This window comes from Pseudomonas sp. GYB4201 (assembly GCF_056312595.1).
In genome coordinates this window covers 65,879-81,662 of the sequence record NZ_JBWGIG010000031.1, presented here as the reverse complement: position 1 = coordinate 81,662, position 15,784 = coordinate 65,879, and the positions used below count along the sequence as shown (strand labels likewise).

The following is a 15,784-nucleotide window of genomic DNA, read 5'->3' as shown; positions in this document are numbered from 1 at the left end:
AACGGGCTGCCCGAAGGGCCGAGGCCGTAGGCCGAAGAGACGGTAACCCGCAGGCTTCTATAGCGGGTGCCGTCTGCCCGTTGAGCGACGCCGGAAGGAGGGGACCCGTAGCGCAGCGTAGGGCCCAAGCAGGGGCAAGCGTTTTTTGCTTACTTTTTTTGGCGTTTGAAAAAAAGTGAGTCGCCGTAAGGGCGAAACGGTCGGTGGTCGCACCACGAAAATGGATATGTTCGGAATCGCCGAAGCGGGATACCAAATCTGTGACCATATCCATTACCGAGGGTGATGCAGAATCACCTTTCCGGCCTTACGCCGGGTCACTTTTTGACAAACGCCTCAAAAAGTAACCAAAAAAGGCTTGCCCCTGCTTGGTCCCTACGCTTCGCTGCGGGTCCCCTCCCTCCGGCGTCGCCCAAGCGGCCGACGGCCCGGAATAGAAGCGCCTCCGGTTCCGTCTTCCCCGGCTACGCCGTGGACCGCTTGGCCGACGCCTCCAGTCGGCCCTGGCGCTTTATGGGGCACACAATCAAGATCAAAGGCCGCACGGGATCAAGATCAAAAGCGGGTTTGCGGTGCCGCCGTGGCTGTGCTCTGGCTGTGGCTGCGTGACTTGCCAAAGTCACTTCTCGATCACTTCCCCACGCATCGGCGCCAACCGCGCAATCAACCGGTTCTGCGCCGTCACCGGCACGCCCTGGTCTTCCATGGCCTTGATCAGGTCCTCCACCAGCGCGTTGAAATCACTGCGGGTCAGGTGCTGGCCCTTGTGCGACTCGGCCATGGTGTCGCCGGTGTAGGTGCACGGCCCGCCCGCCTCGACGCAGAACTGCTCGATCAGCTTGTCGCGCAGGCGGGTGATGTTGACGTTGCGGAAATGCTCGACGATGCGCTCGTCGTGGGCGATGTGCAGCAGCATGCCCTCGACGATCCGGGTAATGCCAGGCTTGGCCCCCAGGTCGCGGTAGAGGCTGTCGTTCTTGGGCGGCTGGGTGTTGGCGGTGCAGGCGCCGAGCAGCAAGGCGGTGGCAAGCAACAGGCGGCGCATGTCAGTAGCTCCCCTGGATCGACAGGTACGTGCCGTTCTGGTTGTCCAAGGTGGCGATTTCGCCCAGGCGCGCGTAGGCCAGCACCACGGACACGTGCTTGTTGGGGAACCAGCCCACGAACAGGTCGGCCCAGTCGCTCTCGCCGGAGAACGACAGGTTGTCAGGCTTTTCCTTGTATTCCAGGCCCACTGCCCAGCGCGGGTTGAACAGCACCGCCACCGAACCCTCCTTGAGCACGCTGCGGGTGTCGCGGCGGTCGCCGCCAAAGCCCAGCACGCCCAGTTCGTTGGCGCGGCTGTAGCGCAGGTTGCCGTTCACCAGCAGGTCGTAGCCGAACGCGCCGCCCAGGAACAGCCGGCTGGCGGCCAGGTAGCCTTCCACGTCGGAGTCGCGCCTGGCGCCGACCATCTGCGGAATTTCGAAGTTGTTGTCGTGCTTGTACTCAAGGCCCAGGGACACCTGGGGCAACTGGTCGTAGATCAGGTCGCCAAACAGGCGCACCTTCACCCCGAAGATGTCCTGGCCCAGGCTGCTCTGGGGCAGGTCGAGCTTGTGCCCCAGGGTGCCGAGGTCGAAGCGCTGGTGCGCGTAGGAGACTTCCACGCGGTTGTCGTAGCTGGCCGCCAGGCCCACCACGTCCAGGTTGTAGTCGGGCAGGTCGACGTGGGTGCCGAACGCCGTGGCGCCCCACTCGCCCTGCTCGCCATAGCCGGCCAGCACCGCCCAGGGGTTGATGCCGCCACCCGCGGCGCCATCCAGGCTGGAGGCGCCACCGGTGGCCAACAGGCGCCCCTGGTCCGCGACGGCGACCGAGGACAGGCACAACGAACACAGCAACAGGGACAATCGACGGGTCATATTTCAGTGGACCATGGCAGACAATGAAGGCAGGGGTTGCTTGAGCCAGGCCTCGAAGGCCATGGCGGTAAGCGGGCGGCTGATCAGGTAGCCCTGGGCCGTGTCGCAGTGCCAGCGCTCCAGCAGGCGCAGGCTGTGTTCGTATTCGACGCCCTCGGCCACCACCTTGAGCCCCAGGTTGTGGCTCATCTCGATGGTGGAACGCACGATCACCGCGTCTTCGCTGGTTTCATCCAGGTTGCGCACGAACGACTGGTCGATCTTCAACTCCTGCACCGGCAGGCGCTTGAGGTGCGCCAGGGACGAGTAGCCGGTGCCGAAGTCGTCCACCGACAGGCTGATGCCACATTCGCGCAGGCGGTACAGCACTTTAAGCGCCGACTCCGGCTCGCGCATGATGGCGCTTTCGGTGATCTCGAAAATCAGCTGCCCGGCCGGCACGTCGTACACCTTGAGCAGCGCCGAGACGCGTTCGGCCAGGTCCTGGCCCAGCAAGTCGTCGGCGGAGATATTCAGCGACAGCTGCACGCGCAGGCCGCGGCCGTTCCATTCGCTGAGCTGGCGGATGCCTTCCTCGATCACCCAGCGGGTCAGGATCTGGATGCTGCCGGTGCGCTCCGCCAGTTCGATGAACTCGCCGGGCGAGACGATGCCCAGCTGCGGGTGGTGCCAGCGCAACAGCGCCTCGGCCTGGCGCACCTGGCCCTGGCGGATGTCCAGCTTGGGTTGGTAGTTGAGCAACAGCTCGCCGTTGTCGGCGGCGCGGCGCAGGTCGCGGATCAGGCGGATCTGGCGCTGGTGCGCCAGGTCGCGGCCCTGCTCGTAGACCTGCAGGCGGCCGGGCATCTGCGAGGCGTCCTTGAGGGCCACGGCGGCGCGGCCCAGCAGCTCCTCGGCGTTGGCGCCATCGGCGGGGAACGCGGCGATGCCGATGCGGCAGTCCAGGGCCACGTCGTGGCCGTTGAAGCGGTGCGGCTTGAGCAGCAACTGCTGTAGTTTGTCCGCGCGGGCCACGGCGCTGTCGCTGTCGGTGTGCTCCAACAGCAGCAGGAATTCGTCGGCGATCAGGTGCGCCAGGGTGTCGCCGGGCGTCAGGGTGGCCTGCAGGCGCTGGCTGACCTGTTTCAACAGGCCGTCGACGAACGCCGGGCCGGCGCCTTCGCTCAGCGCCCGCAGGTTGTCCACGCCCAGGTACAGCAGGGCCATGGGCCGGTTGGCGGCGATGGCGCTGCTCAGGCGTTCCATGGCCAGGGTGCGGTTGGGCAGGCCGGTGAGGCTGTCGTGCAGGGCGTTGTGCGCCAGCTGCAGTTCGCGCTCGGCGATGCCCTCGCGCATGTGGTTGAAGGCCTTGGCCAGCACCCCTAGTTCGTCGCGGCGCTCCAGGTGCACCGGGCTCTGGTAGTCGCCGTTGCCGATGCGCTGGGCCGCCTGGGCCAGCACTTCCACTGGCTGCGACACGCTGCGCGCCAGCAGCAGGGCGCCGGCCAGGGACGCGGCCAGCGCCGCCAGGGCGATCACCAGAATGGTGTTGTCCAGCGTCGCGAAGGCGTGCAGGGCGTCGTCCAGCGGGCTTTGCAGCAAAGCGATGACCTGGCCGCCGTCGTTGTCATCGAGCATCAGCGGCTGGCTGAGGTAGCGGCGCTGGTCGTGGCTGGCCAGCGACACCTGGTGGCTGGCGCCGTTGGCCAGCATCCACTCGGTAATCGACGGCAGCAGCGCGGGCGGCTGGGTGCTGACCAGCCGGCCCAGTTGCCCGCCGTCACGGGACAGGAACGACACCTGCAGGTTGGTCAGGCTGTGCAGTTCCTGGGCCAGCGCGTCGTCCATGACGAAGCCCACCACCACCCGGCCGATGGGCAGCGGCGCCATCACCGGTGCCTCCACCAGCAGGTGCGGCTCGCCCCCCAGGGGCACGATCAGCATGGCCTGGTTCTGCCGCCGCGCGTCGCGCAGCGCCTGGTCGAAACGGAACGCCGTGCCATCCGCAAGCCCCGCCACGGTGCTGGCCATGACCTTGCCGTCCATGCCCAGCAGGATCATGTCGCTGGCGCCAATACGCGAGCCATGGTTGGCCAGGGCCGAGCGAATGGTCGCCGAGTCGCCGCTGGCCACGGCGTCGCGGAAGCCGAAGTCGGCGGCCAGCAGCTGCGCGGCGTCCTTGAGGCGCTTGCCACGGGCGTCGAGCAGGCGCTCGAACACCCGCGCACCCAGCTGCAGCTGATCGGCAGCCTGGCCCCGCACCGCATCGGTGGTGGCCAGCTTCACCGACAGGGTCAGCGCGGCGATCACCACCAGCAGCAACAGGATGAGCACGCAGGCGATGCGTGCCTGGAAACTACTTCTCAGTTTCACGGACAGCTTTATTGAAGGCATCGCCGAAGCCACTCGTTTCAGGAGCATGGGGGGTGTCGGCCGCAGGCGGCGTCACCGTGAGGTTCCAGGAACGCTGCAGGCCGCTGGCGGCGACGTCGATGGCGCCACCGCTGACGGTCTGCATGTCGGGCAACTGCGGGTGCCACAGGGTGACCTGATAATGGCCTGGCGGCACGTCCAGGCTCAGGCTGCCGTCGGCACCACTGACGGCAAACCACGGATCATCGGTCACGTAGATATAACCCAGCATCCAGTCATGAATGTTGCAACCCAGCACCACTACCCCGGGTTTGTCGAACAGCAGTGGCTTGGTCGGCGTCCCTTCGTACAAGCGTAGTTCGAAACGCTTGGGGGTTGAGAACGAATACACCTGGTGGCGGATGTTGTCGCTGTTGGGAAACTTGATGTTGGTGCCGGTGTGCACGGCCAGCACGTGGGGCACGAACTCCTGCTTGACCTGGTCCATGTCGGCGTTCGGCGCGGCGTTGCCCGGGCCCTGCCCTTGCAGGCTGAGCACCGCGCCCGGCAGCGGCTTGCCGGCGGGGTCGACGATTTGCACCTTCAATGGCGCGGCCACGCACGCGGCGGCCATACCCAGGCCCAGCAGCGTTGCAGCAACATGCTTGAACAATTTCGCCATAGCGGCACCCAAGGTCAGAAATCAGAATGCGCCAGCCTTGGCAATCGCGTGCTCCGGCAGATTAACCGTACCGGACAAAGAGATCACGCGGAAAAAAGAGGCAAATAGCCATCACTGAATTTTCCCGACGAAAGGCGGCGAGCCAGGCCGCGAGAATAGCACTTGAACGTCTATTCCGTGGCCTGCAACACAGCTCATGTGCACGTGCCGGTGGGTATATGAAGGTTATCGTCAGCTTTTGGTAAAGCTGGAGTGCCGCCATTGAAACCACCGGGCATCTGCCCCATCTAACCGCCATAGTCATTTGCGCAGGTGCCCCATGAGCGACCAGCAGGATTTCCCCGAACACCCGAACGAGCAGCCGGACCACGAGCACATCGAGCATTCGCCCCATTCCAGCACCGAGCTGGCCTTGCCCGACCAGAACCTGCCGGACAAGGTCTACATCATCCCGATCCACAACCGGCCGTTCTTCCCGGCCCAGGTGCTGCCGGTCATCGTCAACGAGGAGCCCTGGGCCGAGACCCTCGACCTGGTAGCCAAGGAGCCGCACCACTCGCTGGCGCTGTTCTTCATGGAGACGCCCCAGGACACCCGCCACCTGGACACCTCCAACCTGCCGCTGTACGGCACCCTGGTGAAGATCCACCACGCCAGCCGCGAGAACGGCAAGCTGCAGTTCGTGGCCCAGGGCCTGTCGCGGGTGCGCATCCGCTCCTGGCTCAAGCACCATCGCCCGCCTTACCTGGTGGAAGTCGAATACCCGCACCAGCCCGCCGAGCCCACCGACGAGGTGAAGGCCTACGGCATGGCCCTGATCAACGCGATCAAGGAACTGCTGCCGCTGAACCCGCTGTACAGCGAGGAGCTGAAGAACTACCTCAACCGCTTCAGCCCCAACGACCCGTCGCCGCTCACCGACTTCGCCGCCGCCCTGACCTCGGCCACCGGCGCCGAGCTGCAACAGGTGCTGGACTGCGTGCCGATGCTCAAGCGCATGGAAAAAGTGCTGCCCATGCTGCGCAAGGAAGTGGAAGTGGCGCGGCTGCAGAAAGAGATCTCCGCCGAGGTGAACCGGCAGATCGGCGAGCACCAGCGCGAATTCTTCCTGAAGGAGCAGCTCAAGGTCATCCAGCAGGAGCTGGGCCTGACCAAGGACGACCGCAGCGCCGACCTCGAACAGTTCCAGCAGCGCCTGGAAGGCAAGACCCTGCCCGCCCAGGCGCAGAAGCGCATCGACGAGGAAATGGGCAAGCTGGCCATCCTGGAGACCGGCTCGCCGGAATACGCCGTCACCCGCAACTACCTGGAATGGGCCACCGCCCTGCCCTGGGGCGTGTACGGCAAGGACAAGCTGGACCTCAAGTTCGCCCGCAAGGTGATGGACCAGCACCACGCCGGCCTGGATGACATCAAGAGCCGCATCCTCGAATTCCTCGCCGTGGGCGCCTACAAGGGCGAGATCAGCGGCTCCATCGTGCTACTGGTGGGCCCGCCGGGCGTGGGCAAGACCAGCGTCGGCAAGTCCATCGCCGAATCCCTGGGGCGGCCGTTCTACCGCTTCAGCGTCGGCGGCATGCGCGACGAGGCCGAGATCAAGGGCCACCGCCGCACCTACATCGGCGCCCAGCCGGGCAAGCTGGTGCAGGCGCTGAAGGACGTGGAGGTGATGAACCCGGTGATCATGCTCGACGAGATCGACAAGATGGGCCAGAGCTACCAGGGCGACCCGGCCTCGGCGCTGCTGGAAACCCTGGACCCGGAACAGAACGTCGATTTCCTCGACCACTACCTGGACCTGCGCCTGGACCTGTCCAAGGTGCTGTTCGTGTGCACCGCCAACACCCTGGACTCCATCCCCGGGCCGTTGCTGGACCGCATGGAAGTGATTCGCCTGTCGGGCTACATCACCGAGGAAAAGCTGGCCATCGCCAAGCGCCACCTGTGGCCCAAGCAGCTGGAAAAGGCCGGCGTCGACAAGAGCAAGCTGAGCATCAGCGACAGCGCCCTGCGCGCGGTCATCGAAGGTTATGCCCGCGAAGCCGGCGTGCGCCAGCTGGAGAAACAGCTGGGCAAGCTGGTGCGCAAGGCCGTGGTGAAACTGCTGGATGAGCCGGACCAGGTCATCAAGCTGGGGCCCAAGGACCTGGAAGCCTCGCTGGGCATGCCGGTGTTCCGCAGCGAACAGGTGCTGTCGGGCAAGGGCGTGATCACCGGCCTTGCCTGGACCAGCATGGGCGGCGCCACGCTGCCCATCGAGGCCACGCGCATCCACACCCACAACCGCGGCTTCAAGCTGACCGGGCAGTTGGGCGAGGTGATGAAGGAGTCGGCGGAGATCGCCCACAGCTACATCAGCTCCAACCTCAAGCAGTTCGGCGCCGACACCACCTTCTTCGACGAGGCCTTCGTGCACCTGCACGTGCCCGAGGGCGCCACGCCCAAGGACGGCCCCAGCGCCGGCGTGACCATGGCCAGCGCCCTGCTGTCCCTGGCCCGCGACCAGGCGCCGAAGAAAGGCGTGGCCATGACCGGCGAACTGACCCTGACCGGGCACGTACTGCCCATTGGCGGGGTGCGCGAGAAAGTCATCGCCGCGCGCCGGCAGAAGATCAACGAACTGATCCTGCCGGAGGCCAACCGTGGCAACTTCGAGGAGCTGCCCGATTACCTCAAGCAGGGGCTGACGGTGCACTTCGCCAAGCGTTTTGCTGATGTAGCCAAGGTGCTGTTCTAAGTCCGCCGCACGCAATCTGTAGCCGCTGCCGCCAGGCTGCGCTGGCCCTCTGCCTCGCTGAAGATATTCGGTGAACCCCAGGGCCAGCGCAGCCTGCGGCAGCGGCTACAGCTGTGCGCCATGATGCACATCTTCAGTTATGCTGACGGCCATCCCGTTCACCTGGAGCCGTCCATGACCGCTGCCCGCCTCCTCCTGCTTGCCAGCCTTGCGCTGCTGGCCGCCTGCGCCCAGCAACCGACGCACAACGTCGACCTGGCCAAGCAAAGCCAATGCCCATTGAAACTGGTCACCGGCCAGACCCTGACCCTGGCCCTGCCCAGCAACCCCACCACCGGCTACCGCTGGCTGGTGCAGAACCCTGCGCCCAACGTGCTGCAGGTGCTCAGCCCCGAGGTCTACACCAACCCCGAGGACGCCGGCCTGGTAGGCGCGGCCGGCCAGTCGGTGTGGCGCTTCCAGGCCAAGGCCGCGGGCGACGGGCACTTGCTGCTGGTGTTGCAGCAGCCGTGGGCGCCGGAGGTGAAGCCGGTGCAGGTGTTTGATTGTTCCATTACGGTGAAATGATGCGGATGCCGGACGATTCATCCGGCATACCTGCAATAAACCGCCAATCCCGGTAAAATCCCGGCCTTCGTTTTTTACCGACCCGCCGGAACCGCCGTGAGCAAAGAACCCGACCGCCTTTTCGCCCAGCCCCTGGCCCAGGTGCCCGACTTCGCCTTCAACGAAGACGTGGTGCGGGTGTTCCCGGACATGATCAAGCGCTCGGTGCCCGGCTACCCGACCATCGTCGAGAACCTCGGCGTGCTGGCCGCGCAGTTCGCCCAGCCGCACACCGCGCTGTACGACCTGGGCAGTTCCCTGGGCGCCGTCACCCAGTCGTTGCGCCGCCACGTGCGCAGCGACGACTGCCGGGTGATCGCCGTGGACAATTCCAGCGCCATGGTCGAGCGCTGCCGCGAATACCTCAACGCCCAGGACTCGATGTTCCAGGAGCTGCTGCCGGTGCAGGTCATCGAAGGCGACATCCTCAGCCTGGACTTCGCCCCGGCGTCGGTCATCGCCATGAACTTCACCCTGCAGTTCATCGCCCCCGACCAGCGCCTGGGCCTGCTGCAACGCATCCGCCAGGCCCTGGTGCCGGGAGGCGCACTGATTCTGTCGGAGAAGCTGCGCTTTGCCGATGAACAGGAACACGAACTGCTAACCGACCTGCACATCGCCTTCAAGCGTGCCAATGGCTACAGCGAACTGGAAATTGCCCAGAAGCGCAGCGCCATCGAAAACGTGATGAAGCCCGACAGCCTGGAGGAAAACCGCGAGCGCCTGCTGGCCGCCGGTTTCTCCAAGGTGGTGCCCTGGTTCCAATGCCTTAACTTTGCCTCGTTGATTGCCCTGCCATGATTGATCTAGCCCCCCTGGTCCGCCGCATGGCGGGCACGCCCCTGGCCAAGTGGAGCGAGGGCCTGCAGGCCCAGCTCGACGCCAAGATGGAAAAAGGCCACGGTGACCTGGAGCGCTGGCAAGCGGCGCTGGACGCCCTGCCCGCCCTGGTGCCCAGCGAAGTCGAGCTGGCCAGCAGCCTGACCCTGGACTGCGCCTGCGACGACGCCACCCGCGCGCAGATGCACAGCGCGCTGATGGGCCTGTCGCCCTGGCGCAAGGGCCCGTTCAATCTGTTCGGCGTGCACGTGGACACCGAATGGCGCTCGGACTGGAAGTGGTCGCGGGTGGCCCCGCACCTCGACCTCAAGGGCAAGCGCGTGCTGGACGTGGGCTGCGGCAATGGCTACTACCAGTGGCGCATGCTCGGCGCCGGCGCCGACAGCGTCATCGGCGTGGACCCCAACTGGCTGTTCTTCTGCCAGTTCCAGGCCGTGCAGCGCTACCTGCCGGACCTGCCGGCCTGGCACCTGCCGTTCGCCCTGGAGGACCTGCCGGCGAACCTGGAAGGCTTCGACACGGTGTTTTCCATGGGTGTGTTCTACCACCGCCGCTCGCCCATCGAACACCTGCTGGCCCTGAAGGACTGCCTGGTGAAGGGCGGCGAACTGGTGCTGGAAACCCTGGTGGTGGAAGGCGACAAGCACCAGGTGCTGGTGCCCGAGGACCGCTACGCGCAGATGCGCAACGTGTGGTTCCTGCCCTCGGTGCCGGCCCTGGAACTGTGGCTGCGCCGCGCCGGTTTCACTGACATCGAGTGCGTGGACGTCAGCCTGACCACCGTGCAGGAACAGCGCAGCACCGAGTGGATGAAATACCAGTCGCTGGGCGATTTCCTCGACCCCAACGACCACAGCCGCACCATCGAAGGCCTGCCGGCGCCAATGCGTGCGGTGATCAAGGCGCGCAAATAAGCGCTGGCCCTACACCAACCCGTCGATCATCACCTGCGCGGTGCCCCGGGAGCAGCGCTCCACCCGCCCGCGCACGCCATACACCGCGGCCAGGCTATCACCATCGATGACCTCGGCCGGCGCCCCATGGGCAATCAACCGCCCGCCCTTGAGCATCAGCACTCGGTCGGTCTGGCGCAGGCTGATGTTGATGTCGTGCAGCACGATCAGGGTCACCATGTCGCGCTCGCGGGTCTCCTGGCCAATCACCTCCATCACGTGGAACTGGTGGTTGAGGTCCAGCGCGCTCAGCGGCTCGTCCAGCAACAGCAGCAGCGGCTTGCGGATCAGCGCCTGGGCCAGGCCCACCAGTTGCTTCTGGCCGCCTGACAGCTGGTCGAGGAAGCTCATGGCCAGGTGGGCGATGCCCAGCCGCTCCAGCAGCGCTTGCGCTTCGTCGATGTCCTGCTGGCGCGGGGTGTTGCCACTGGCGCGGCGCGCCACCAGCAACGATTCGAACACCCGCAGGTGCACGCTGGCCGGCAGGCTCTGGGGCAGGTACACCACGCGCTCGGCGCGGGCGGCGTAGCTGGCCTTGAGCAGGTCGTCGCCTGCCAGCAACACCTGGCCGCTGGCCGGCGTCAGGCCGGCGATGGCCTTGAGCAGGGTGGACTTGCCGCAGCCGTTGGGGCCCAGCAACGCCGTGACCTGGCCACGGCCGATGCCGGCCAGGGACAGCTGCTCGATGATGCGACGCTTGCCGTAGCTGACGTCCAGTTGCCGTACTTCAAGCATCAGTGGCCTCCGCTGCGGCGCAGCACGATGGACAGGAAGAAGGGAATGCCCACCAGCGAGGTGACGATACCCACCGGAATCAGCACCCCGGGGATGATGTTCTTCGACGCCACCGAGGCCAGCGACAGGATCAACGCGCCGGCCAGGGCGCTGCCCGGCAGGTAGAAGCGATGGTCCTCGCCGAACAGCAGCCGCGCGATGTGCGGGCCCACCAGGCCGATGAAGCCGATGGTGCCGACGAAAGCCACCGCCAGCGCCGACAGCACGCTGACTCGCAGCAGGGTGCCCAGGCGCAGGCGCTTGACGTCGATGCCGAAGCTGGCGGCGCGGTCCTCACCCAGGCGCAGCGCGGTCAGCTGCCAGGCCCGGCGCAGGGCCAGGGGCAAGGCCACCGCCACGGCCAGCGCCAGCAGGCCGACCTTCATCCAGCTGGCCCGTGCCAGGCTGCCCAGGGTCCAGAACACCAGGGCCTGCAGCGAGTCCTCGGTGGCCACGAACTGAATCAGCGATACCAACGCACCAAAGGTGAAGCCCAGGGCGATGCCGAACAGCACCACCACGCTGGTGTCAGCCTTGCGCCAGCGCGCCAGCAGGTCCAGCGCCAGGGTGGCGATCAAGGCGAAGATGAAGGCATTGATCGCCACCAGCCACTCGTCCGGCACGCCGGGAATGCCCAGGTTGAGCACGATCGCCAGCGCCGCGCCAAACGCCGCGGCATGGGACACGCCCAGGGTGAACGGGCTGGCCAGCGGGTTGTTGAGGATGGTCTGCATCTCGGCGCCGGCCAGGCCCAGGGCGGCGCCCACCAGCACCGCCATCAGCGCCTGGGGCAGGCGGATGCTCCAGACGATCACCTGCTGGCCGGGGTTCACCGAAGCCTTGTGCACCAGGGTCTGCCACAGGTCGTGCAGGGTCAGGCCGGATGGCCCGAGGGTGAAGTCCAGCAGCAGCGAGGCGACGATGGCCACCGCGAACAGCCCCAGCAGCACCAGGCGCCGGCGCAGCACGCGCTGGTAGTCGTCGGTGATCGCCTGCTGCGTAGCAACCTCCATGTTCATGGCGCAGCCTTCAGGTCGGCCCAGAAGGCGCCGCTGATGTCTTCAGGCAACATTTTCTGCAGCTCGGCCTGGGTCTTCAGCGGGTCGAGGTCCTTGAACTGTTGCGGGTAGAACCACTTGGCCATGGCTTCGATGGCCATGATGTTCAGCGGCGAGTTGTAGAAGTTGTGCCACACGCCATGCACCCGGCCTTCACGCACGGCGGTAAGGCTGTTGATGCCCTCGCGCGACACCAGGGTCTGCAGGCTGGCGCGGGCGTTGGCCACGCTCACGCCGCCGCCAGCCTTGTAGCCGGCGTCGGTGGCGCTGTTGTCACGGGTCCCGCTGACCAGGTAGAAGCGCGGGTCGGCGGCAATGAGTTTTTCCAGGTTGATGTCACCGATGATGCCCGGCAGCAGCCCGGCGGCGATGTTGTTGCCGCCGGCGGCCTCGATGAACTCGCCCATGTTGCCGTTGCCGGCGGTGTGGCAGCAGGGAATGCCGCCCTTGCCGACGCCGGCCAGCATCTCGATGAACACGCTGGGGCGCTGCTCGCGGGGGATCTTGCCAACCACATCCTGCACGCGCTTGAGGTGCTGCTGGTAGAAATCGATGTAGGCCTGGGCCTGGGGCTCGCGGTGCAGCACCTGGCCCAGCAGGCGCATGCTGGGCACGGTGTTCTGCATCGGATGCTGGCGGAAGTCGATGAACACCACTGGCACGCCGGCGTCCTGCAGCTGCTTGACGATGGGGTTGTCCAGGCTCGGGCCATGGCCGGCGATGCCGAAGATGGCCACGTCGGGGTTCAGGGCCAGGACCTTCTCGGCGCTGACGCTGGCTTCGGAGGTGGTGCCAATGGTCGGCACCTTGGCGATGGCCGGGTAAATGGCCTTGAAGGCGTCGTAGCCGGGCTTGTCCACCGAGCTCAGCTCACCCTGCCAGCCGGCCACGCGCTGGAACGGCTGCTTGCCTTCCAGCAGCGCCATGGCGTAGATCATCCGCCCCTCGCCCAGCAGCACGTGCTGGGGGTTGTCCGGCACCTGCACCGTGCGCCCGGCGATGTCGGTGACCGTCTGCGCCAGCAGCAACGGGCTGAACAGGCTCAAGGCCAGGGCGGCCAGCAGGCCTTTGGCGCGGGTGGAACGGGTTGCACGGCGTTGCATCGGGACACCTCGGTCGGATGAAAAACGCCGCCGATTTTAACTGCCAATGATTCTTAACTCCGTGAAACATGTGTCAGGTGTGGCTCACACCAGCACACTACGGTCGAACACGAACACCTTGCCCGGCTCTGGCCGGTGCTCCAGCAGCGTCTGCGGGCGGCCCATGGGCGGGCGGTTCTTTTCCCCGGTGTCGACGATCCAGCCCTTGTCCTTCATACGTTCCAGGCGCCCGCGCAGGGTGGTGTGCTGCACCGCCTGGCCCAGGCTGGCCTCGAACGCGGCCAGGGCCTCGGTGACGGTGAAGCGCGGTTGCAGCAGGTGCAGCGGCAAGGCCGTGTACACCGCTTTCGCCGACAGGCGGGCGTGGGCCTGGGCCACCAGTTCGGCGTGGTCGAAGGGCAGCGCCGGGATGGCGTCCAGGGCGAAGAAGCGCAGGTCATCGCCGTCCAGCGCCGTGGTCGGGCACAGCAGCGCCAGGTAGATGGTGCTCATGGACCAGCCACGCGGGTCGCGGCTGGCGCTGCCCACGGTGGCCACCTGCTCCAGGTGGCGTGGCATCACCCGCGCCTTCTCGTCCAAGGCGCGGGTAGCGGCCGCGTCCAGGCTGGCGTCGGCACAGCGACCGTTCACCAGCACGCCGGGCAGCGCCCACTGGTCCTTGAACGGCTCGCGGGCGCGGCGAATCAGCAGCAGTTCCAGGCGCTGCTGCGGGTTGAGGCGCAGGGCGACGATGTCGACGCTGGCCAGTATCTGCGCGTTGTTCATAGGCATCCTTCTCGCTGTAGCCGCTGCCGAAGGCTGCGCTGGCCCTGTGCCTCACAGGAGATCTCCAGCGACCCGTCGGGCCAGCGCAGCCTGCGGCAGCGGCTACAGGATTGCGGGGCGGCAAAATTTGCTTGACCACATATTACATCAGGTGGAATATGTAGTCACGCACAGCGAAGCAAGGAGTTGCCCCATGAAGATCGCCAGTTTCGACATCGACGCCCAGAAAGGCTTCACCCCCCTCTGCCCGGCCGAGCTGCCGGTGCCCGAAGGCCATCTGATCGGCGCGGCGCTCAACCACCTGGCCAGCTTCGCCAGCCTGCGCCTGGGCAGCAAGGACGCCCACTCGCCGCAAGCGGCCTGGGTGGTCGACAGCCCGGAAAAAATGCTCCAGCCGCTGGCCCTGCCCAACGCCGACATCACCTGGGTCAGCCATTGCGTGCCCGGCACCGCCGGCTTCGAGCTGCTGGACGAGCTACCCAAGCCGCTGGACTACGACTTCTTCGTGTGGAAAGGCATCGAACCCGACCTGCACCCCTATGGCGCCTGCTACCACGACCTGGCCGACACCCGTAGTACCGGCGCTATCGAGTTCCTGCGCCAGCAGGCGGTGGGTTTCGTGCTGGTGGGCGGCCTGGCGCTGGACTACTGCGTGAAGACCACGGCCCTGCAACTGCGCAACGCCGGCTTCCGCGTCGGCGTGTACCTGCCTGCCTGCCGCGCCATCGCCCAAGCCACTGCCACCGCCGCCTGCCAGCAGATGCAGGCCGCGGGCATCGAACTCTACGCCAGCGCCGCTGAACTGGCCGCTGCCGTGAACAAGGAGGCCTGAGCATGGCCGAGAGCGTGTTTGCCGACCGTATCGTGCAGAACCTGCTGGACACCGACTTCTACAAGCTGACCATGATGCAGGCGGTGCTGCACAACTACCCCAACGCCGAAGTGGAGTGGGAGTTCCGCTGCCGCAACGCCGAGGACCTGACCCCGTACCTGGCCGAGATCCGCTACCAGATCGAGCGCCTGGCCGACATTTCCATCACCCACGACCAGCTGGCGTTTCTCGAACGCATTCCGTTCATGAAGCCGGACTTCATCCGCTTCCTCAGCCTGTTCCGCTTCAACCTGCGCTACGTGCACACCAGCGTCGAAGCCGGCCAGCTGTGCATTCGCCTGCGCGGGCCGTGGCTGCACGTGATCCTCTACGAGATCCCGCTGCTGGCGATCATCAGCGAGGTGCGCAACCGCCAGCGCTACGGCAATATCGTCATGGAGCAGGCCAGCGAGCAGCTGTACAAGAAGCTCGACTGGCTCAAGGGCGAAGCCAGCGCCAGCGAACTGGCCGGCTTCCAGCTGGCCGACTTCGGCACCCGCCGACGCTTCAGCTACCGGGTGCAGGAAGAGGTGGTGCACATCCTCAAGCGCGACTTCCCCGGCCGTTTCGTCGGCACCAGCAACGTACACCTGGCCCGCGAACTGGACGTGAAGCCCATCGGCACCATGGCCCACGAGTGGTTCATGGCCCACCAGCAACTGGGCCCGCGCCTCATCGACAGCCAGATCGCCGCCCTCGACTGCTGGGTGCGCGAATACCGTGGCCTGCTGGGTATCGCCCTGACCGACTGCATCACCATGAATGCCTTCCTCAAGGACTTCGACCTGTACTTCGCCAAGCTCTTCGACGGCCTGCGCCATGATTCCGGCGACCCGCTGCAGTGGGCGGAAAAGGCCATCCAACACTATGAAAGCCTGGGCATCGACCCGCTGAGCAAAACCCTGATCTTCTCCGATGGCCTGAACCTGCCCAAGGCGCTGGAACTGTATAGAGCGCTGCACGGGCGGATCAATGTAAGCTTCGGCATCGGCACCAACCTGACCTGCGACATACCCGGGGTCGAGCCCATGAACATCGTGATCAAGATGACCGCCTGCAACGGCCATCCGGTGGCGAAGATTTCCGACACGCCAGGCAAGACCCAGTGCCTGGACGAGAACTTCGTCACCTACCTCAAACATGTATTTCGCGTCTGAATC

14 protein-coding genes are annotated in these 15,784 nt (G+C 66.0%); 6 read left to right on the top strand and 8 right to left on the bottom strand.

From position 1 onward, the window contains the following. Positions 1-619: 619 nt before the first annotated feature. The 4 genes from AC0Z2B_RS24370 to AC0Z2B_RS24355 are packed head-to-tail and all read right to left on the bottom strand — an operon-like array spanning position 620 to position 4,917. Complete coding sequence (locus AC0Z2B_RS24370) at positions 620-1,045, bottom strand: group I truncated hemoglobin (RefSeq protein WP_476299985.1); 426 nt, start codon at positions 1,043-1,045, stop codon at positions 620-622. A gap of 1 nt (position 1,046) precedes the next feature. Continuing rightward, positions 1,047-1,904: a DUF3034 family protein gene (locus AC0Z2B_RS24365; RefSeq protein ID WP_416426579.1), complete on the bottom strand. Its 858-nt coding sequence runs from the start codon at positions 1,902-1,904 to the stop codon at positions 1,047-1,049. A 3-nt stretch (positions 1,905-1,907) separates the two neighbouring features. Further along, positions 1,908-4,256: a putative bifunctional diguanylate cyclase/phosphodiesterase gene (locus AC0Z2B_RS24360; RefSeq protein WP_476299983.1), complete on the bottom strand. Its 2,349-nt coding sequence runs from the start codon at positions 4,254-4,256 to the stop codon at positions 1,908-1,910. Beyond that, positions 4,240-4,917: a methylamine utilization protein gene (locus AC0Z2B_RS24355; RefSeq protein WP_416426583.1), complete on the bottom strand. Its 678-nt coding sequence runs from the start codon at positions 4,915-4,917 to the stop codon at positions 4,240-4,242. Before AC0Z2B_RS24355 ends, AC0Z2B_RS24360 begins: the two co-directional genes overlap by 17 nt. Positions 4,918-5,236: 319 nt before the next feature. Here AC0Z2B_RS24355 and lon point away from each other — a divergent pair, with 319 nt between their 5' ends. The 4 genes from lon to cmoB all read left to right on the top strand — a co-directional run bounded on the left by lon (position 5,237) and on the right by cmoB (position 10,014). Then, positions 5,237-7,654 (top strand): endopeptidase La, encoded by a 2,418-nt coding sequence (gene lon / locus AC0Z2B_RS24350; protein WP_416426585.1) that lies wholly within the window; start codon positions 5,237-5,239, stop codon positions 7,652-7,654. Between the two features lie 174 nt (positions 7,655-7,828). Then, positions 7,829-8,221, top strand: coding sequence for a protease inhibitor I42 family protein (locus AC0Z2B_RS24345; RefSeq protein ID WP_476299981.1), 393 nt, complete (start codon positions 7,829-7,831; stop codon positions 8,219-8,221). A 96-nt stretch (positions 8,222-8,317) separates the two neighbouring features. After that, positions 8,318-9,061 carry a carboxy-S-adenosyl-L-methionine synthase CmoA gene (cmoA, locus tag AC0Z2B_RS24340; protein WP_416426587.1) on the top strand — a complete coding sequence of 248 codons (744 nt, stop codon included), beginning with the start codon at positions 8,318-8,320 and terminating at the stop codon, positions 9,059-9,061. Next, a complete protein-coding gene (gene cmoB / locus AC0Z2B_RS24335) occupies positions 9,058-10,014 on the top strand; it encodes a tRNA 5-methoxyuridine(34)/uridine 5-oxyacetic acid(34) synthase CmoB (RefSeq protein ID WP_476299978.1) in 957 nt (318 codons plus the stop codon). The genes cmoA and cmoB overlap by 4 nt, the downstream gene beginning before the upstream one ends. A 9-nt stretch (positions 10,015-10,023) precedes the next feature. Here cmoB and AC0Z2B_RS24330 read toward each other — a convergent pair whose 3' ends face one another. From AC0Z2B_RS24330 to AC0Z2B_RS24315, 4 genes are all read right to left on the bottom strand, one after another. After that, positions 10,024-10,788: an ABC transporter ATP-binding protein gene (locus AC0Z2B_RS24330; RefSeq protein WP_476299976.1), complete on the bottom strand. Its 765-nt coding sequence runs from the start codon at positions 10,786-10,788 to the stop codon at positions 10,024-10,026. Next, the gene (locus AC0Z2B_RS24325; protein ID WP_416426590.1) at positions 10,788-11,846 is read right to left on the bottom strand and encodes a FecCD family ABC transporter permease; all 1,059 of its coding nucleotides are present in this window, start codon (positions 11,844-11,846) and stop codon (positions 10,788-10,790) included. Before AC0Z2B_RS24325 ends, AC0Z2B_RS24330 begins: the two co-directional genes overlap by 1 nt. Next, entirely contained in the window at positions 11,843-12,988 is a 1,146-nt protein-coding gene (locus AC0Z2B_RS24320; RefSeq protein WP_473004326.1) for an ABC transporter substrate-binding protein, read from the bottom strand. The genes AC0Z2B_RS24325 and AC0Z2B_RS24320 overlap by 4 nt, the downstream gene beginning before the upstream one ends. Positions 12,989-13,072: 84 nt before the next feature. Beyond that, positions 13,073-13,753: an NUDIX hydrolase gene (locus AC0Z2B_RS24315; protein WP_476299974.1), complete on the bottom strand. Its 681-nt coding sequence runs from the start codon at positions 13,751-13,753 to the stop codon at positions 13,073-13,075. 193 nt (positions 13,754-13,946) lie between these two features. On the opposite strand from AC0Z2B_RS24315, the gene AC0Z2B_RS24310 reads away from it, so the two are divergent. Together AC0Z2B_RS24310 and pncB are read left to right on the top strand one after the other, a co-directional pair. Beyond that, positions 13,947-14,585 (top strand): isochorismatase family protein, encoded by a 639-nt coding sequence (locus AC0Z2B_RS24310; RefSeq protein WP_476299971.1) that lies wholly within the window; start codon positions 13,947-13,949, stop codon positions 14,583-14,585. Between the two features lie 2 nt (positions 14,586-14,587). Then, the gene (gene pncB, locus AC0Z2B_RS24305) at positions 14,588-15,781 is read left to right on the top strand and encodes a nicotinate phosphoribosyltransferase (RefSeq protein ID WP_416426596.1); all 1,194 of its coding nucleotides are present in this window, start codon (positions 14,588-14,590) and stop codon (positions 15,779-15,781) included. Positions 15,782-15,784 lie beyond the last annotated feature (3 nt).